This is a genomic window from Vibrio sp. 1CM2L (assembly GCF_023161695.1).
Lineage (GTDB): Bacteria > Pseudomonadota > Gammaproteobacteria > Enterobacterales > Vibrionaceae > Vibrio > Vibrio coralliirubri.
Window position 1 is genome coordinate 499536 of record NZ_JALNTT010000002.1, and the last position, 20239, is coordinate 519774.

Sequence of the window (20239 nt, forward strand, 5' to 3'; positions counted from 1 at the left end):
ATAACCATATGACGCTTATATGCTCATATATATTGTTATTAATAAGAGTGTACTACCCTTACGAGGGGCGCTGGCTCAACAGTGTTAATGTACGTATTTTTTCTACTAAAAAGGTAGGTATGTCATGGCAGAGCAATTTGCTAAAGCTTGGGAAGATTTTGCTGCAGGTGAGTGGCAAAGCGAAGTAAACGTTCGTGATTTCATTCAAAAGAACTACACGCCGTATGAAGGCGACGAGTCTTTCCTAGTTTCTGAGGGTACTGAAGCAACTAACAAGCTTTGGTCTTCGGTAATGGAAGGTATCAAACAGGAAAACGCAACTAAAGCACCTGTAGATTTCGATACTTCTGTTATCTCTACCATTACTGCTCACGATGCAGGTTACATTGAGAAAGATCTTGAGACTATCGTTGGTCTACAAACTGAGAAGCCACTAAAACGTGCAATCATCCCTAACGGTGGTGTACGTATGGTTGAAGGTTCTTGTAAAGCATACGGTGAAACTCTTGACCCAATGGTTTCAAAAATCTACTCAGAATACCGCAAAACACACAATGCTGGCGTTTTCGATATCTACACTCCTGATATCCTAAAATGTCGTAAGTCTGGTGTTCTGACTGGTCTTCCTGATGCTTACGGCCGTGGTCGTATCATTGGTGACTACCGTCGTGTTGCACTTTACGGTATTGATTTCCTAATGAAAGACAAAGCGGCTCAATTCGCATCTCTACAAGAGCGTTTCGAGAACGGCGAAGATCTTTCTGCAACAATGCAATTGCGTGAAGAGATCTCAGAGCAACATCGTGCTCTAGGTCAAATCAAGCAAATGGCTGAGAAATACGGTTTCGATATCTCTGAGCCAGCTCAAACAGCTCAAGAAGCTATCCAGTGGACTTACTTCGGCTACCTAGCTGCTGTTAAATCTCAAAACGGTGCTGCAATGTCTCTAGGTCGTACTTCGACTTTCCTAGACATCTACATCGAGCGTGATATCGCTGCTGGCAAAATTACAGAAGACCAAGCACAAGAAATGATCGACCACTTCGTAATGAAGCTGCGTATGGTTCGTTTCCTACGTACTCCTGAGTACGATGAGCTATTCTCTGGCGACCCAATCTGGGCAACAGAGTCTATGGGTGGTATGGGTATCGACGGTCGTACGCTAGTAACGCGTTCGAACTTCCGTTTCCTTAACTCTCTATACACTATGGGTCCTTCTCCAGAGCCAAACATCACTGTTCTTTGGTCTGAGCAACTACCTGACGGCTTCAAACGTTTCTGTGCGAAGGTATCTATCGATACTTCTTCTATCCAGTACGAAAATGATGACCTAATGCGTCCTGACCTTGAGTCTGATGATTACGCTATCGCTTGTTGTGTATCTCCAATGATCGTTGGTAAGCAAATGCAGTTCTTCGGTGCTCGTGCTAACCTTGCGAAAACAATGCTTTACGCAATCAACGGCGGTGTGGACGAAAAACTTAAGATGCAAGTTGGTCCTAAAGAAGCTCCAATGACTGACGCTGTTCTTGATTACGATAAAGTAATGGACCGTCTAGATCACTTCATGGACTGGCTAGCTAAGCAATACGTGACTGCACTAAACAGCATTCACTACATGCACGACAAGTACAGCTACGAAGCGTCTCTAATGGCTCTTCATGACCGTGACGTTCGTCGTACAATGGCTTGTGGTATTGCTGGTCTATCTGTTGCAGCTGACTCACTATCTGCAATCAAGTTCGCGACTGTTAAACCAATCCGCGACGAAGATGGCATTGCAACTGACTTCGAAATCGAAGGCGATTACCCTAAATACGGTAACAACGACTCTCGTGTAGATGATATTGCTTGTGAACTAGTTTCTACGTTCATGAACAAGATCCGTAAGCTTAAGACTTACCGTAACTCTATCCCTACACAGTCAGTTCTTACTATCACGTCTAACGTGGTTTACGGTAAGAAAACAGGTAACACTCCAGACGGTCGTCGTGCTGGCGCTCCTTTCGCTCCTGGTGCAAACCCAATGCACGGTCGTGATGAGAAAGGCGCTGTAGCTTCACTAACGTCTGTAGGTAAACTACCGTTTGCTGACGCACAAGATGGTATCTCTTACACGTTCTCTATCGTGCCAAACGCACTAGGTAAAGAACAAGATAGCCAACGTGCTAACCTTGCAGGCCTAATGGATGGTTACTTCCACCACGAAGCTGGCATTGAAGGTGGTCAACACCTTAACGTTAACGTTCTTAACCGCGAAACTCTTGAAGACGCAGTTAAGCACCCTGAGAAATACCCTCAGCTAACAATCCGTGTATCTGGTTACGCTGTTCGCTTTAACTCTCTAACTGCAGAGCAACAAGCTGACGTAATCGCACGTACATTTACTGAGTCTCTATAAGCTCACGCTCAATAGACAGTAAATAATATTAGCCTCGCCAATGTGCGGGGCTTTTTTATATCTGAAATAAATCGCACTACACTCACCTATCCCGCGAAATGTTAGGTTGAGCAAAAAAGCACCCTGCCATTCACTTTTTTTCCACAAATTCTGTCAAATTACGGTAATATCGCGGTTCATAATTTAAGAGTAACTGCTCCATGAAATACCTGCGTTGTTTACCCCTGATTCTTCTCTCTTTCTCATCTTTAGCCTCTGAGCGTTCTACGCTGACTTTTGCTTTAGATAATGATGGTATTTTTGGTGTCGACCAAGACTATACCAACGGCTTATTTCTGGGTTATACATCATCAAGTATTACGCCATACAACTGGGCAAAACCACTGAGCCTTTCTTACTGGGGCGCCAGCTCTCTAGATAAGTGGGAAATCACCATTGGCCACAAGATGTATACGCCTTCTGACATTGAGTTAGAAACACCATCGCCTAATGATCGCCCATACGCAGGTTACCTACACACTGAATTCAACTACATCAGCTTAAACCCACAGCAAGCCCAGCGTTTTAATATCACGTTTGGTACCACGGGTGAGCGCGCGCTGTCAGAAGACGCTCAGAAGCTGGTTCACTCGATCACTAAATCGGATGAGCCTATGGGTTGGGAATACCAAGTCGATGATGAGTGGGCGGGAAGCGTTGGTTACCTAAGCCATTTCAACTTAATGCGTAATCAAGCTCTTGCGAATACTGACTACGAAATCTCTAACGTTTCAGAAATCAACGTGGGTAACTTTAGAAGTGATATCTCGACTGGTTTTATGTTCCGTTGGGGTACGGACTTGGGCGGTAACTTTGGTGCAGCCAACATCACCACAGAAAACCCATTCAAACCGGGCATGATCGGCGCATCAAACGCTGGTTGGTTTACCTATGCTGGCCTTGAAGGTCGCTACCGATTCAACGACCTGACTATCGAAGGCGATCGCTCAGGTGTTGATGAGTACGCTAATAAAAACAACGAAGACCCTGCTATCTACGATGTGACTTTAGAGAACATTCAAGCGACTGCTGTGCTTGGTGTCGCTTGGTATAACCAATACGTTGGTGCCTCTTTCGCATTAACAGCAAAAACACCGGATTACGAAGAAGCAAAAGAGTCAGTGTACACCACTGGCGGTATCACAATGTTTGCTTTCTTCTAGCCACCAGTAAGGGCTTTCGTCCTTTACTTTTCAAGTTTAATAAAGGCAATCATCTTCACAGGTGATTGCCTTTATTTTTAAAGGTCTCGTTACCATTTGACCCTATTTTATGTACCGTTTTTGTAATAAAATAAACGGTATAAATTCCTCTACGAGAATAGCTCATGTCTACAACTGGTCGCATTCACTCATTCGAATCTTGTGGTACTGTCGATGGCCCTGGTATCCGCTTTATTGTGTTTCTTCAAGGCTGCTTAATGCGTTGTATGTACTGTCATAACCGTGATACATGGGATCTTCATGACGGAAAGGAAGTAACGGTCGAAGAGATCATCAACGAAGCAAAATCATACCGTCATTTCATGAAAGCATCGGGCGGTGGTATCACCTGTTCTGGTGGTGAAGCGATGCTACAACCTGAGTTTGTTCGTGACTTTTTCCGCGCAGCTCAAGCTGAAGGCATCCACACTTGCCTTGATACTAATGGCTACATTCGTAAGCACACTGAAGTGGTTGACGAAGTACTAGAAGCCTCTGATCTAGTAATGCTCGATCTTAAGCACATGCGAGATGAGATTCACCACGATTTCATTGGTGTATCAAACAGACGTACTCTTGATTTCGCACGCTACTTGCACAAAATTGGTAAGAAAACCTGGATTCGTTATGTGATTGTCCCTGGCTACACGGACACACCTGAAGATGCTCATCTGCTAGGTGAATTCATCAAAGACATGGATAACATCGAGAAAGTAGAACTGCTTCCATACCATAAACTTGGTGCACATAAGTGGGAAGCGCTTGGTTTTGATTACCCTCTTGAAGGTACAAACCCGCCAAGCAAAGAGAAAATGGACGAGATTGTTGCTGTTCTTAGCCAATACCATTCAAACGTAAAATACTAATCTAGACTTACGTTCATAGTGTTTTCAAACGCCTCAATTTCGATTGAGGCGTTTTCTTTTCGTGCCAAACTATCCTTTCACTTTTCTTTACAACTTTTGTTTATCAATTCAAAAAATCATATTAAATCCGTGTTGAGATCATGTTTCCACTCGTAGGAATGCTGTTACTCTTACTGCAACAAAAGAATACAACATTTAGTTTTTTAGTGAGGCTCCTCCCATGGAAATGACCAATGCTCAGCGTCTAATTCTATCAAATCAATACTACCTAATGTCTCAAATGGATCCTGAGAACTCAGCTAAATACCAACGTCTACAAACGATTGTAGAACGTGGTTACGAACTCCAAATGCGTGAGCTTAACAAAGAGTTTGGTTGTTTGACTGAAGCAGAATGTCGCGAAATTATCGACATCATGGAGATGTACCATGCAATGCAAGAGTCGAACAAAATGCTTGCAGAACAAGAACGTGCCGAAGTAGACCAACGTCGCCTGCAGTTCTTAGGTTTTGATATCGCTTCTGAAGCGCAGATCGTACATTACGTGCGTTTCCTTGTTGATTCTGAAGGTCTTTACCCTCAATTCGACAAAGCCGATCACCACTTCAATAGCCAAATGCCAATGCTAGAGAAGTACCGTCGCATGCTAACAACATGGCGCAACTGCCCTCGTCAGTACCACCTATGTGCGACAGAGCTATCTCAAATCTTTAGCGCTTAATACGTTAATAGATCAGCGATAACTTTTAAAAAGTTTCAAGAAAAAGGGTTACTCATCATGAGTAACCCTTTTTTAATGTTCGCACACAAAGAGAAAACGGGACTTATGAAGCGATGTGGATAAAAAGTGCACTTCAGATACAGAAAACGCGAATGAATCATAAAGATAAGATATTAAATATTGAACCATTTCCAATTAATTTCTCTGATATCGCCCATTAACCAACGAACAAAAACCTAGTATTTACAAACAATTAGGTCATTCATCTTTGTTAATTCCACTTCGAAACCTTTAATACAAATTAAAAACCATCGCCCGATTTTGAACGGTGTTTTTTATTTTAAATAAGATAGCTAGAATTCCCCCCGAAATTTATTAACCAGAGCGATAAACAAAATGAGAAAATTCATCCTTGCATCACTAGCTATCATGTCTACTTCAGCTTTCGCAGCTAACGAAATGTACGTACTTGGTGGCGTTGGCATTAACGAAGACGACACAGGCGCACAATTCACTGTTGGTTCACAAATTCTTGATACAAACTTTTATCTAGAATCAACGATGAATTATATCGATTCAGATAGCAGCCACGTAAGCAGCAACCTAACTAAGCACAAGGTCGATTACCAACACTTTAAAATGTCTCTAGCGCCAATGTATAAATATAGTTTCGATGAATCTTTTGCCATCTACGGTAAGGTTGGCCTTGCTTACTCAAACTTTAATTCTAAATCAACATGGACTAATGCAGACGAATCAGACACTCACAAGAGTTCAGATAGCAAGTGGGGCTCAACTTACGGCATCGGTGCTGAATTTAAGTCAGCGCAACCAATGTTTGGTAACTCGAAGTTTATGGCACGTGTCGGTTTCGATTGGTACGACTTCAGCTCAGGTGGTCTAAACCTAGGCAGTGATACCACTCTAGGTCTACAAGCTGGTTTCACTTTCTAACGTATGAAGCAGGAAGGTTTTACATCAATTGAGCTGATGAGTGCTAAATCTAGCCATACAATGCGTTTCTTTGCTCCGATTCTTGTTGTCATCGGCCTGTACTTCGCATAAATAAAAAGGGTTACTCATCATAAGTAACCCTTTTTTAATGTTCGCACACACAGAGAAAAAACAAAGCAACTAGAAAACGTAAGCAACACCAACGTTTGCGGCCATGTTGATACCACTTTCAAGTATTGGGCTATTCTCAATATCGCCTTCAAGGTTGGTATATCGAACGCCACCAGTTACTCGAACATTTGGCGTAACATGCAGATAGCCACCTAAACCAATAAAGTACTGACCATCCCAGTCTGCGTCGAATTCATCTAAGTTAGTTCTTGCCGCTTCAGCTGAACTCACACCATATAAATGATTGTTCAAACGCTCGCTGTTGTAGGCGTAACCAATAGATGGGGTAATCGCCCAGCCATTACGACGAATAGGTAGACGCCATGCTGCTTCCGCATAAATACCGTTGTGCTTAAAGCCTAAATCCGAACCCGCAGTCGCTTCAAACATACCAACCAGAGTGATCACTTGATAACTGATACCGCCCAATATCGAGGCATCACGTTCATCCAACTTTTGAATATCGACGTTATCGGAATCACCCGGCTTTAATGTTCTTGAATCATAAACCGCTCGAAATACGATGTTTTGCGGTGAGCCTGCTGGTAATAAGCGATAACCAGCGCTGAAACCACGCATAAAGAAGTGCTCACCTTCATAACCAATCATAGGGATCACGGCACGGTTTGATGGTGTATCTTTATAAACAGCAGGAGAATAAGAGGCGGCAACACCCAATGACCACTGCGAGATTCTTGCATGTGCTGTTGTTGAAGCCAGTAACGCAGCACTGATAGCCACTATTTTTAACCCATTAGTCTTCACTACATCTACCTATTTATTGAGCAATTTTTGATAACGCCGCGCATTATATGGTACTTCATTCCAAAAAATCAATAGAGCCCAGTTATACATCTAACACACATAAATCCATTGTGAGTATTATTAAGCGACCTAAAATCTCAAAACAAACGGCCAGATCCCCTCGAATGTAAAATAATTGGATTCTACGCGCCTCAAGTTGCCTATTGCGCTCGCCACGTTTTTCACACGCAAAATTGTAAATAAATACATAATTGTTAAGCAAAATTGTGGAAGCGGGTCTAACCTTAAAATGTAGGGAGAGCCTATTTTTCAATCGCTCGTCAGTTTTGACTGGTTAACAAGGGGAATGTGACTATGAGTATTTTTGACCACTATCAATCACGTTATGAAGCAGCCAAGGAAGAAGAGCTGACATTGCAAGAGTTCTTAGGGCTGTGTAAAGACGATAAAAGTGCTTACGCTAATGCTGCCGAGCGCTTATTACTAGCCATTGGCGAACCGGAGGTCATTGACACCGCTCAAGACCCTCATCTGAGTCGTATTTTCTCAAACCGTGTCATCTCACGCTACAGCGAATTTAAAGATTTCTACGGTATGGAAGATGCGATTGAACAGATTGTTTCTTACTTAAAACATGCTGCGCAAGGTTTAGAAGAACGTAAACAAATCCTTTACCTACTTGGCCCTGTGGGCGGTGGTAAATCTTCTCTCGCAGAAAAACTTAAAGCCCTGATGCAGAAACTGCCAATCTATGTATTGTCTGCTGACGGTGAACGAAGCCCTGTAAACGATCACCCATTCTGTCTATTCGATGTTAACGAAGATGGCGACTTATTGAAGAACGAATACGGCATCGAGAAACGCTATCTTCGCTCAATTATGTCTCCGTGGGCAGCGAAACGTCTGCACGATTTTGGCGGTGATATTTCCAAATTCAAAGTCATCAAACTGCGCCCTTCTATTCTCGATCAAGTTGCGATCGCGAAAACAGAGCCAGGTGATGAAAACAACCAAGATATCTCGTCTCTGGTTGGTAAAGTTGATATTCGTAAACTTGAACACTTCTCTCAAGATGATCCTGATGCCTACAGCTACTCTGGTGCGCTGTGTAAAGCCAACCAAGGTGTGATGGAATTCGTGGAGATGTTCAAGGCGCCAATCAAAGTATTACACCCTCTACTAACGGCAACGCAAGAAGGTAACTTCAACGGTACCGAAGGACTTTCAGCACTGCCATTTGACGGTATGATTCTGGCTCACTCGAACGAATCCGAGTGGCAGACCTTCCGTAACAACAAAAACAACGAAGCCTTCCTCGACCGTGTGTACATTGTAAAAGTCCCTTACTGTCTGCGCGTCTCTGAAGAAGTTAAGATCTACCAGAAACTGCTTGAACACAGTGAGCTGTCCAAAGCCCCTTGTTCCCCGAGCACACTCGATCTGCTATCGCAATTCAGCATCCTATCGAGACTGAAAGAACCTGAAAACTCTTCTCTGTTCTCAAAAATGCGTGTTTACGATGGTGAGACTCTAAAAGACACCGATCCAAAAGCGAAGAGCTACCAAGAGTACCGAGATTATGCTGGTGTTGACGAGGGCATGTCTGGGCTATCAACGCGTTTCGCCTTTAAGATCCTATCTCGTGTGTTTAACTTCGACCAAGCCGAAGTGGCCGCGAACCCAGTGCACCTGTTCTACGTTATTGAGCAGCAAATCGAACGTGAGCAATTCCCTCAAGAGACCGCTGAGAAGTATCTAGAGTTTTTGAAAGGATACCTAGTGCCACGCTACGTAGAGTTCATCGGTAAAGAAATTCAAACCGCTTACCTAGAGTCTTACTCTGAGTACGGTCAGAATATTTTCGACCGCTATGTCACCTACGCAGACTTCTGGATTCAAGACCAAGAGTACCGCGATCCAGAAACAGGCCAGCTATTTGACCGTGCTTCTCTGAATGGTGAACTAGAGAAAATCGAGAAAACCGCCGGTATCAGTAACCCTAAAGACTTCCGAAATGAGATTGTGAACTTTGTGCTTCGTGCCAAAGCCAACAATAACGGTCAAAACCCAGTGTGGACGAGCTACGAGAAACTGCGCACTGTGATTGAGAAGAAAATGTTCTCTAACACAGAAGAGCTACTTCCTGTTATTTCGTTCAATGCTAAGACCTCAACGGATGATCAGAAAAAACATGATGACTTCGTTGCTCGTATGATGGAAAAAGGCTACACCGAGAAACAAGTGAGACTGCTATCTGAGTGGTACCTAAGAGTTCGTAAATCCTCATAACTAAACGGTATTGAGCTGCTCAACTGAGCAGCTCGTATAAACCAATAACTCTTATACCCGAGTAAAAAGTAGGATCGCGACATCAGCTGAGAGGGAGTTCTTATGGCACAATTTATCGATCGGAGGCTCAATGGCAAAAATAAGAGTGCTGTGAATAGACAGCGTTTCTTACGACGTCATAAAGAGCAAATCAAAGAATCTGTGGCCGATGCAGTTAACCGACGCTCAATCACCAATACAGAAACGGGTGAAGACGTCACTATTCCCCATAAAGACATCAAAGAGCCAAACTTTCACCAAGGTCAAGGCGGCGTAAGAGAGCGCGTTCACCCTGGTAATGATCAGTTCATCACTGGCGATAAAATCGAACGCCCTAAAGGTGGCGGTCAAGGTGGTGGTTCAGGCCAAGGCGACGCAAGCCCTGATGGCGAAGGCCAAGATGAATTTACCTTCCAAATTTCAAAAGATGAGTATCTTGATATTCTCTTTGAAGATTTAGCTCTACCTAATCTAGAGAAAAATCAGGTCAATAAAATCACCGAATGGAAAACTCACCGCTCTGGTTACCAAAGCGCGGGGATTCCATCCAACATCGCTATCGTTCGTTCACTACAGCAATCTCTGGCTCGTAGAACCGCGATGACAGCAGGTAAAAAGCGCGAGCTTAACCTACTGATGGAACAGCTTGACCAAGTTAAAATGACGGAGCCAGCACAACCTTTTGAAGAAGGTCGCCTCAAAGAAGAGATTGCCGAGTTACGTAAAAAGATTGAAAGCGTGCCGTTCATTGACACCTTCGACTTACGTTTTAAAAACTATGAGAAGCGCCCTATTCCATCTAGCCAAGCCGTGATGTTCTGTCTAATGGATGTGTCCGGCTCAATGGATCAGGCCACAAAAGATATTGCGAAGCGCTTTTATGTTCTTCTGTATCTGTTCTTAAACCGCACCTACGAAAACGTCGATGTTGTGTTTATTCGTCACCATACTCAGGCTAAAGAGGTCGACGAACATGAGTTTTTCTACTCACAAGAAACGGGTGGCACCATTGTTTCGAGTGCATTGAAATTGATGAAGGAAATTGTCGCAGACCGCTACCCTGCGAATGAGTGGAATATCTATGCAGCACAAGCCTCTGATGGCGATAACTGGGCTGATGACTCTCCTCGTTGTAAAGAGTTACTGGTCAATACGCTTCTGCCAACTTGCCAATATTACTCTTACATCGAAATAACACGCCGCTCTCATCAAACGCTTTGGCACGAATACGAAAAACTCGAGAGTAGCTTTGACAACTTCGCCATGAAAAACATTAAAACGGTGGATGATATTTTTCCTGTGTTTAGAGAACTGTTCCAGAAAGAGACAGCGTAAGGGAGTTTGCCATGACAGCGAAATCAAACGTTGCAGAGAAAGACAAAGCTGCAAAGAAGAAAAACGACAAGATGCTGCCTGATGGTCCAGATTGGACATTCAACCTCTTGGAGAAATACCACGTAGAAATTAAGCGTGTGGCGCAGCATTACCGTTTAGATACTTACCCAAACCAGATTGAAGTGATTACTTCAGAACAGATGATGGATGCCTACTCAAGCATTGGTATGCCGATCAATTACAATCACTGGTCATTTGGTAAGAAATTCATTCAAACCGAGCAAAACTACAAGCATGGTCAGATGGGCTTGGCGTACGAAATCGTGATCAACTCCGATCCTTGTATCGCTTACCTGATGGAAGAGAACACGGTCACAATGCAGGCGCTGGTAATGGCTCACGCTTGTTACGGCCACAACTCTTTCTTTAAAGGCAACTACCTGTTCCAAACATGGACCGATGCCAGTTCCATCATCGATTACCTGTTGTTCGCTAAGAAGTACATCAGTGGTTGTGAAGAGAAATATGGCGTCGCTGAGGTCGAGCAGCTCCTTGATTCTTGCCATGCACTGATGAATTACGGCGTAGACCGATACAAACGTCCTGAGAAGATTTCCATTGCAGAAGAGACAGCAAGACAAGAAGAACGCGAAGCTTATCTGCAATCTCAAGTGAATGAGCTGTGGCGAACCGTTCCTCAGAATAAAAGTAAGGAAGAAGAGACCAAGATCCGCTTCCCTAGCGAGCCTCAAGAAAACATTCTCTACTTTATCGAGAAGAACGCACCACTGCTTGAACCTTGGCAGCGAGAGTGTGTTCGCATTGTTCGCAAGGTGAGCCAATACTTCTACCCTCAAAAACAAACTCAAGTGATGAACGAAGGCTGGGCAACCTTCTGGCATTACACCATTCTTAATCATCTTTACGACGAAGGCTTGGTGAGTGATAAGTTCATCTTAGAATTCCTACACAGCCATACCAGTGTCGTCGCACAACCTGCCTACAACAGCCCTTATTTCAGCGGAATAAACCCTTATGCGCTTGGCTTTGCGATGTTTAGAGACATCCGACGCATCTGTGAAGAGCCAACCGATGAAGACCGAGAATGGTTCCCAGATCTGGCAGGAAGTGACTGGTTAGAAGCAGTGCACTTTGCGATGCACAATTTCAAAGATGAAAGCTTTATCAGCCAATACCTTTCTCCAAAAATCATTCGAGACTTTAAGCTGTTCTCTGTACTCGACGACGACCGTAAAAACACCATCGAGGTGAGTGCCATTCATGATGATCCGGGCTATCGCCTGATTCGTGAGAAGCTTGCGGCGCAATACAACCTAAGTAACCTTGAACCGAATATTCAGGTGTTTAATGTCGATGTACGTGGTGACCGCTCAATGACACTGCAATATGTGCCTCATGACCGTATCCCGCTTGATAAAGGCTACGACGAAGTGATGAAGCATCTCTATCGCTTGTGGGGCTTTGATGTGATTTTGGAAGAGCTCAAAGATACGGGTCATAGAGAGATTCTGACTACTTGTCCAAAACGTAATGATTATGGAGCCAAGATTTAATATCAATCACAGTAAGTCAGTGCTTGGTATAAAACTCCGCTCCCCCTACAACATAGTGGTCACCCGCTCGGAAGTGGAGCAATAAAAAGCGCATAAGTCTGATGACTTATGCGCTTTCTTTTTAAGGCTCAAACGTCTGTAAATGAACGTAAGACACTAAGCCTAGAACTAGAACTAGAACTCAATAAGCTTAAACAATCGGCTTTTGACCGCGTTCAATCAGCTTCATCAGCACGCTGTCTGCAGATTTACCTGCCACGCCCGCTAATTTGTCTGAAAGCTTTTTCTTCTGTACGTAGTGAATCGCTAGAACTGTTTTGTCCTTACATGCCGCTACGACTAAATCATCAGAAGTACTGATCTCATCCACCAGCCCAAGTTCATGTGCTTGTGTACCAAACCAATGCTCACCCGTTGCTACTTTTTCAAGATCGAGAGCTGGACGGTGATCACGGATGAAGTCTTTGAATAGGCCATGTGTCTCTTCTAGCTCTTCTTTAAACTTCTCACGTGCTTTATCGCTGTTCTCACCAAACATAGTAAGCGTGCGCTTGTACTCACCCGCCGTTAACTGTTCGAACTCAATATCGTGCTTTTTAAGCAGTTTGTTGAAGTTTGGCAGTTGAGCGATAACACCAATAGAGCCAACAATAGCAAACGGTGCAGATACAATTTTGTCTGCGATACATGCCATCATGTAACCGCCACTTGCTGCGACTTTGTCTACCGAGATAGTCAGAGGCAAGCCTGCTGCTTTGATGCGATCAAGTTGAGAAGATGCTAAACCATAGCCGTGAACCATGCCACCGCCAGACTCAAGTTTAAGCAATACTTCATCACCTTCACGAGCCACAGCCAGAACCGCCGTTACCTCTTCACGTAATGAAGCCACTTCTTTCGCATCAATGCTGCCGTTAAAATCAAGAACGAATAGATGTGGTTCACGCTTACTATCAAGCTCACCCTCTTTCGCTGCTTTCTTCACTTCTTTACCGCGTGATTTAACTTTCTCTTTTTCCGCTTTCTTTTCTGCTTTATCACGGGCTTTGATGAAAGCATCATCATGTAGATGGTGCTCTAGTTGTTCAATCGTCTGTTTATGATGTTCAGATAGGTTCGTGATTTCCAGCTCACCTTTAATCGCGCTTGATTTCCCACCCACAGATTTAGCAATCACTAAAATTGCGATGATGGCGATTACAACGGTCGCAATCTTGGCTAAAAACAAGCCGTAGTCCAACAAAAATTCCAATGTCATATCCCCTATTGTATGAATTAGTGTATTGTAACCATCTTGTCACGATTACCAAGAATTTCTCATCATTCCTGCGGTTATCTGTGTGATTAAACATCAATGGAATGACGAACATAATAAAAGAAAGAAGGATAAGCACAGTGGATTACCCAATCTCTACAGATGCCCTCAAAGATAAAGTAATTTTGGTTACAGGTGCCGGTGCTGGCATTGGTCGCCAAGCCGCACTAAGCTTCGCTCAACATGGCGCAACTGTCATTCTGTTAGGCCGCAATGTTAAAAACCTTGAATTCATTTACGATGAAATCGAAAGCGCTGGTTACCCACAACCTGCGATTATCCCATTGGATTTAAAAGGTGCGACAAAGCAGAACTACATTGATATGGCTGAAACCATTGAATCACAGTTCGGTCGTTTAGACGGTCTACTTCATAATGCTGGCGTTCTTGGCACTCTGAGTCCGTTTGAGCAGATCGATGAAGAAACCTTTGATGATGTTATGCAGATCAATGTGAAGTCTGAGTTCTTGATGACTCAAGCATTACTGCCTGCACTTAAGAAAGCAGAAGCGGGTCGCATCGTATTTACCTCTTCAACGGTTGGTCACTCTGGCCGCGCATTCTGGGGCACTTACGCGATTTCTAAGTTTGCTACCGAAGGTATGATGCAAATCCTAGCGGACGAGCTTGAAGACACAAACATCCGTGTTAACGCAATCAATCCGGGCGGCACTCAAACACGCATGCGTGCAAAAGCGTACCCAGGAGAAGATGCGAATAAGCTAAAAACGCCACTCGACATCATCCCACTGTACCTACACTTAATGAACCCAAGTGTGACAGACATTAATGGCCAATGTATCGATGCTCAACCTAAGTAACTGATATCATTAACCAACAGTAAAAAGTCGCTTCTATAGCGGCTTTTTTTGTATCTAAATCAACCATCTAATATTTAGTTCACCTGATTTTCATCATTTTGCTTTGCATCTTTTTCATTGTTAAATATACTGTATAAATATACAGGTATTTAATTATGCATGAACTCATAAAAAACTTACAAGACCGCCAGCTAATCTGGAAAGGGTTACAATCAACAACGCAAGGAAGTACCACTTCAACAGGCTATCCTCAACTGGATAAACAGCTTGATGGTGGCTTCCCGACGCACGGCGTTATTGAAGTTGAATCACAACAAGGGATCGGCGAGCTTCGTCTCCTTACGCCCTATTTATCTCAACAAAACTCGCAAAAACTGGCCATATTCATTAACCCGCCAGGGAAGATCTGTGCCGAGTTTTTTAACAGCCAAGGCATTGAATTAGAGAACATTCTCGTTATCCAGCCCCAACGCGATCTCGATGCGTTGTGGGCAGCTGAACAGTGCCTCAAAAGCGGCGCTTGTCACTCTGTATTGCTATGGGGAGCCGATCTAGAAATACACCAAACAAAGCGCTTACAAGCAGCAAGCGAAACCGGTAAGTGCCTGCAGTTTCACTTTAAAGCCACCAGCCATAATCAACTATCCCTACCCGTTTCTTTAAGCATGAAGCTGTCTTCTCACGCCCAAGGATTGAAGGTAGAGGTAACAAAAAGAAAAGGCAGCTGGTCGTATGGCAGCTTTATTCTAGACATGACACACAACTGGCCGCTACTCACAGAGAAAGTCGTTTATGAAGACAATTTAGACCGTGCTTTGTCTGGTAACACTGTGCTGGCTTTTCCTATTGCGAAGCAAGGCTAGCGTATGTTGTGGCTTTATCTGCACTTTCCATCTCTGCAGTTGGATACCTTGTTTAACTCTAATGAATTGGGTTCGAGCGAAGACTCCCTCGAACAACCTATTATCATCGTGGATGAAAAAGATCACCGTGTACTGCAAGCGAACCCAACTGCGCTGCAATCGGGAATTTCACTTGGTATGGGCTTAGGGTCTGCGGCGGCGCTGTCCCACAACTTACACGTCCACCCTTACAGTATTGAACTGGAGAAAAGTAAGCTCAAAGAGATCGCTCAATGGGCGTATCTAGTCACTTCCGACATGGCGTTATTGCCACCTAATGGTTTGCTGATTAAAGCCTCTAACATGCTGTCACTTTACGACGGGTTAGATAACTACTGGCATGAGCTCAAAAGCCACTTAGAAACACTCAATATCCAGTTCAGCTTCGCTACGGGTTATTCGCCGCTTTCAGCGATCCTTTTGGGTAAGCAAGCGATCAACCAAGCAACAAACAATGTTGAGCAGATGAAAATTTGGGTCAATCAACAAGCATTGAATTCCAGTGAGCTACCGACCAAGCAAGTAGAACGCCTGAACCGTGTCGGTATCAATACCGTTGAAGATCTATTAAAGCTGCCTTTGCAAGAGGTCGCACGCCGCTTTGATATCGACTTGGTGAATTATGTCGGTCGCCTTAATGGGCAGTTCAAGCACCCAATTGATTTCTATCACCCACCAGAAAATTTCCAGCAATATTTGGAGCTGTTGTTTGATATTGAAAACATCCTGTTCATCGAAAAGCCGTTGCTGAAATTACTGAATCAACTCGAGTGTTTTTTGAAGCTACGCGACCGAGTGGCTTTCGAGTTAACGTTGACTTTGCACCTCAGAGATAAAGACGATCACCCTGTCTCTTTTTATTCGGCACAAGGTGATTACCTTGCTGAAAAATGGGCGAACCTTACTCATCTCACCTTAGAGTCACTAAAGCTCACAGCACCGGTTCAGGGGCTAACCCTCAGCTTGATTCGTCATGGAGAACCCCAAATGGCCTACCATGATCTTTTTGATGGTAATACCGGAACACTTGCCGCGTTAGATTTGCTCTCACTACTGCAAGCAAAGCTTGGACAAGCCTGCATTCAAACACCGAAAATACAGCACGATCCAAGGCCAGAAAAGGCCAATCAGTATTCGCTCCCAACGCTGAGTAAGTCTGTGGCAAAAAGGCAAACGCCCCCAGAGAGCGAGCAACAAACCATAGATCTCAACGTCCATCAACAACGACTCCGGCCCAGTATTTTACTGCCAGAGCCCGAAGCCTTAACCGAAAGCGTCACCTTATCTCAAGGCCCTGAACGTATTGTTTCTGGATGGTGGGATGGCGAGAAAATCATTCGTGACTACTTTATTGCTCACAGTGAAAACGGTCGATGGCTATGGGTATTTAGAACACCAAATAAGCAGTGGTTTTTGCACGGCTTATTTAGCTAGTCTGTTCTACTTATTCAATTTCAGCGTCCCTTTTCAATCATGTTCACTCGCAATGGTTAAGTGAGAATACGTTATGTCTCAGCAATACTCAGAGCTTTTCTGTCAAAGTAATTACTCCTTTCTAGAGGGAGCTTCGCATGCGGAAGAGCTTGTTTTACAGGCCGATTTCTTGCGTTACAAAGCACTCGCGGTTACTGATGAGTGCTCAGTCGCGGGCATCGTGAAGGTTCACTCTGCAATCAAGCAACATAAACTGTCACTCAAGCAAATTGTCGGTAGCATGTTTTGGTTAAATGAAGAGTGCCAAGTGATCTTGATATGCCCAAACAGACAAGCCTACGCCGAGCTGTGCCGTATAATTACCAACGCGAGACGTCGTAGCAGCAAGGGACATTATCAGCTCTCTGAGTGGGATATCATGTCGGCTAAGCACTGCTTTATTCTTTGGCTTCCTCAACAGAAAAATGAAGACGCGCACTGGGGACAATGGCTCTCCCAGCACCATTCAGGTCGGCTTTGGATAGGCTTACAACGACACCTAAAACAAACCGACCAGCAGTACACAGATTACTGCGTTGAGCTTTCACAACACTACCAACTGCCGATTACAGCTTGTGGTGGTGTGTTGATGCACAATGCGAATCGCTTACCCTTGCAGCACTCACTCACTGCGATTAAATATCAAAAACCCATTACCGAAGTGGGCAGTCACTTACTCGCTAATGCAGAACGTTGTTTACGGAGTATCAATAAGCTCTCTCATATCTTCAAAGCAGAGTGGCTAGAAGAGAGCAACCGCATCGCTGAGTTGTGTGAATTTGATTTAGATAGCTTGCGCTACGAATATCCCAGTGAGCTGATTCCTCAAGGTGAAACACCCATGAGTTATCTGCGCATGTTGGTCGAAAAGGGAAAACAGACTCGCTTCCCACAAGGTGTACCTAACGACATCCAACAGATCATAGAGAAAGAATTGGGGTTAATTGGCGAGCTTGACTACCCTTTCTTTTTTCTCACCATTCATGACATCGTGATGTTTGCCAAAAGCCAAGGCATTCTTTACCAAGGTCGAGGTTCAGCGGCCAATTCCGTGGTCTGTTACTGCTTAGAAATCACCTCTGTCGACCCAAGACAGATCTCGGTGCTGTTTGAGCGTTTCATCAGTAAAGAGCGCGATGAGCCGCCTGATATTGATGTCGATTTTGAACATGAACGCCGCGAAGAAGTTATTCAATACATCTACCAAAAATACGGTAGAGAACGGGCTGCACTTGCCGCAACGGTCATCTCTTATCGCTTTAAAAGTGCGGTAAGAGATGTCGGTAAAGCATTGGGGCTACAAGAAACTCAGCTCGACTACTTCATTAAGAACACGAATCGCAGGGACAAAAGCCTAGGTTGGCAGGCTCAGTTAACTCAATTGGGGCTACAACCTGATTCATTGAAGGGGCAACAATTTATCCATTTGGTTAATGAGATCATCGGCTTCCCACGTCACTTATCTCAACACGTTGGTGGCTTTGTCATATCTTCTGGGCCTTTGTATGAACTGGTTCCCGTCGAGAATGCCGCGATGCACAATCGAACCATTATCCAATGGGATAAGGACGATCTAGAAACCTTGGGGCTGCTGAAAGTTGATGTGCTCGCGCTTGGTATGCTCTCTGCGATTCGTAAATGTTTCGACCTGATCAAACGTATTCACGGGCGATCACTGACCATTGCTGAGATCACTCGCCTTAAGGACGATCCTCAGGTTTACGGCATGATTCAGCGAGCAGATACGGTCGGGATATTCCAAATTGAGTCACGCGCACAAATGAGCATGCTGCCAAGGCTTAAACCGAAGACTTATTACGACTTGGTGATTCAAATCGCTATCGTTCGTCCAGGTCCTATTCAGGGCGATATGGTGCATCCGTTTCTCAAGCGTCGAGATGGCATTGAGCCAATCAGTTATCCATCTAAAGACGTGGAATCAGTACTGTCGCGCACCTTGGGTGTACCGATATTCCAAGAGCAAGTGATCAAACTCGCGATGGTCGCTGCAGGGTTCACAGGTGGTGAAGCAGATCAACTCAGACGCGCGATGGCCGCTTGGAAAAAAAATGGCAACGTCTTTAAGTTTAAAAACAAGCTCATCGAAGGGATGCAAAAGCGTGGCTATGAGACAGAGTTTGCCGAACAGATCTTTAAACAGATATGCGGTTTTGGCGAGTACGGTTTTCCTGAAAGCCACTCCGCTTCGTTTGCGGTGTTAGCGTATTGCTCAGCTTGGTTGAAGTGCTACTACCCTGAATGTTTCTACGCTTCTCTGTTGAATAGCCAACCCATGGGGTTTTATAGTCCCTCACAGTTGGTACAAGACGCACAACGACACAATGTGGTGATACACCCGGTATGTGTGAACGCTTCTCAAAACGACCACACGGTTGTCTCTCATCAGAATGGTTTAGCGATTCGCTTAGGGCTGCGACAAATCAAAGGATTCAGCGAGCATGGAATTCAAAGCGTGCTCGCCAATCGTCCACCATCCGGTTATCGCCACCCTAGTCAGGTGAAACAGTTATCGATGAATAAGAAAGATATCGAGCTACTGGCATCGGCCAATGCGCTACATAACGTTTCTGGAGACCGCTTCCAGACTCGCTGGGCGATCATGGACTCGGCGTCGGATTTACCTCTGTTTAGCCAAGCCCATGACGATGCTGAGGCAGGACATGACGAACATGTACTGCACAAGCCCAATGAGATGCAAGATCTACTCGAAGACTTCACCAGTGTCGGAATTTCATTGAACAAACACCCAATCACTTTGCTCGAAGAAGCGGGACGACTAGGTCGATTCACACACATGAAAGATTTAACACAACAAAGACACAAATCTATGGTCACCGTTGTCGGATTAGTCACAGGCAAACAATCTCCCGGCACCGCGGCAGGTGTCACCTTTGTCACACTGGAAGATAGCACTGGCAATATTAATGTCGTGGTATGGGGAGCAACCGCACGCGCTCAACAGCAAGCTTATCTCACAGCCAAGGCGTTAAAAGTACAAGGGATATTAGAAAAAGAAGGTGAAGTCGTGCATGTTATCGCGGGAAAACTTATCGATATTACCGATGAAATTGTTGGCTTGAAAACCAAATCTCGGGATTTTCATTAGCGAAGTACCAACTGTGCTCAATCGGTCCTTGGCTAAAGAAACGAGAGAAAGAAAACGAAAAAGGGAAGCATCCGCTTCCCTTCAATTACAGTTGTTGAGTTATGACTCAACTTCAGCTTCCGTACGTCTTTTCTTAAATTCCCTATACAGTAATAAGCTCAAAGTCATGACGACTTTAGACGTTAACCATATCATTAAGAGGAACTACCTTAGATTGTGTGTGAAAAGTTACGCTAGTAGTTGAG

14 protein-coding genes are annotated in these 20239 nt (G+C 44.3%); 12 read left to right on the top strand and 2 right to left on the bottom strand.

What is annotated here, in order from left to right; all coding sequences use genetic code 11:
• The first annotated feature begins 124 nt into the window (after window positions 1-124).
• The 5 genes from pflB to MSG34_RS07375 all read left to right on the top strand — a co-directional run bounded on the left by pflB (window position 125) and on the right by MSG34_RS07375 (window position 6183).
• Window positions 125-2401: a formate C-acetyltransferase gene (gene pflB / locus MSG34_RS07355; RefSeq protein ID WP_050621844.1), complete on the top strand. Its 2277-nt coding sequence runs from the start codon at window positions 125-127 to the stop codon at window positions 2399-2401.
• Between the two features lie 200 nt (window positions 2402-2601).
• The gene (locus MSG34_RS07360) at window positions 2602-3603 is read left to right on the top strand and encodes a lipid A deacylase LpxR family protein (RefSeq protein WP_248336882.1); all 1002 of its coding nucleotides are present in this window, start codon (window positions 2602-2604) and stop codon (window positions 3601-3603) included.
• A gap of 164 nt (window positions 3604-3767) precedes the next feature.
• Window positions 3768-4508 carry a pyruvate formate lyase 1-activating protein gene (pflA, locus tag MSG34_RS07365; RefSeq protein WP_010437353.1) on the top strand — a complete coding sequence of 247 codons (741 nt, stop codon included), beginning with the start codon at window positions 3768-3770 and terminating at the stop codon, window positions 4506-4508.
• A 220-nt stretch (window positions 4509-4728) separates the two neighbouring features.
• Window positions 4729-5229: a YfbU family protein gene (locus tag MSG34_RS07370; protein WP_017066932.1), complete on the top strand. Its 501-nt coding sequence runs from the start codon at window positions 4729-4731 to the stop codon at window positions 5227-5229.
• A gap of 396 nt (window positions 5230-5625) precedes the next feature.
• Window positions 5626-6183: an outer membrane beta-barrel protein gene (locus MSG34_RS07375; RefSeq protein ID WP_050634856.1), complete on the top strand. Its 558-nt coding sequence runs from the start codon at window positions 5626-5628 to the stop codon at window positions 6181-6183.
• A gap of 180 nt (window positions 6184-6363) precedes the next feature.
• Here the strand turns inward: MSG34_RS07375 and MSG34_RS07380 are convergent, their stop codons facing one another.
• Window positions 6364-7119 (bottom strand): MipA/OmpV family protein, encoded by a 756-nt coding sequence (locus MSG34_RS07380; RefSeq protein WP_248336884.1) that lies wholly within the window; start codon window positions 7117-7119, stop codon window positions 6364-6366.
• A 354-nt stretch (window positions 7120-7473) separates the two neighbouring features.
• Between MSG34_RS07380 and MSG34_RS07385 the strand changes: the two genes are divergently transcribed.
• From MSG34_RS07385 to MSG34_RS07395, 3 genes are all read left to right on the top strand, one after another.
• Window positions 7474-9408, top strand: a complete 1935-nt coding sequence (locus MSG34_RS07385; protein ID WP_029405329.1) for a PrkA family serine protein kinase — start codon at window positions 7474-7476, stop codon at window positions 9406-9408.
• Between the two features lie 102 nt (window positions 9409-9510).
• Window positions 9511-10782, top strand: a complete 1272-nt coding sequence (locus MSG34_RS07390; protein ID WP_017062133.1) for a YeaH/YhbH family protein — start codon at window positions 9511-9513, stop codon at window positions 10780-10782.
• A gap of 11 nt (window positions 10783-10793) precedes the next feature.
• Complete coding sequence (locus MSG34_RS07395; protein WP_048607450.1) at window positions 10794-12356, top strand: SpoVR family protein; 1563 nt, start codon at window positions 10794-10796, stop codon at window positions 12354-12356.
• A 190-nt stretch (window positions 12357-12546) separates the two neighbouring features.
• On the opposite strand, the gene sohB is transcribed toward MSG34_RS07395, so the two are convergent.
• The gene (sohB, locus tag MSG34_RS07400) at window positions 12547-13614 is read right to left on the bottom strand and encodes a protease SohB (protein ID WP_012603584.1); all 1068 of its coding nucleotides are present in this window, start codon (window positions 13612-13614) and stop codon (window positions 12547-12549) included.
• A 137-nt stretch (window positions 13615-13751) separates the two neighbouring features.
• On the opposite strand from sohB, the gene MSG34_RS07405 reads away from it, so the two are divergent.
• The 4 genes from MSG34_RS07405 to MSG34_RS07420 all read left to right on the top strand — a co-directional run bounded on the left by MSG34_RS07405 (window position 13752) and on the right by MSG34_RS07420 (window position 19994).
• On the top strand, window positions 13752-14492 hold the full coding sequence (locus MSG34_RS07405; protein WP_017629695.1) for a YciK family oxidoreductase: 741 nt from the start codon (window positions 13752-13754) through the stop codon (window positions 14490-14492).
• Window positions 14493-14647: 155 nt separating this feature from the next.
• A complete protein-coding gene (gene imuA / locus MSG34_RS07410; RefSeq protein WP_048612717.1) occupies window positions 14648-15355 on the top strand; it encodes a translesion DNA synthesis-associated protein ImuA in 708 nt (235 codons plus the stop codon).
• A gap of 3 nt (window positions 15356-15358) precedes the next feature.
• A complete protein-coding gene (locus MSG34_RS07415) occupies window positions 15359-16828 on the top strand; it encodes a DNA polymerase Y family protein (protein ID WP_248336886.1) in 1470 nt (489 codons plus the stop codon).
• Between the two features lie 73 nt (window positions 16829-16901).
• A complete protein-coding gene (locus tag MSG34_RS07420) occupies window positions 16902-19994 on the top strand; it encodes an error-prone DNA polymerase (RefSeq protein WP_248336888.1) in 3093 nt (1030 codons plus the stop codon).
• The last annotated feature ends 245 nt before the right edge of the window (window positions 19995-20239 follow it).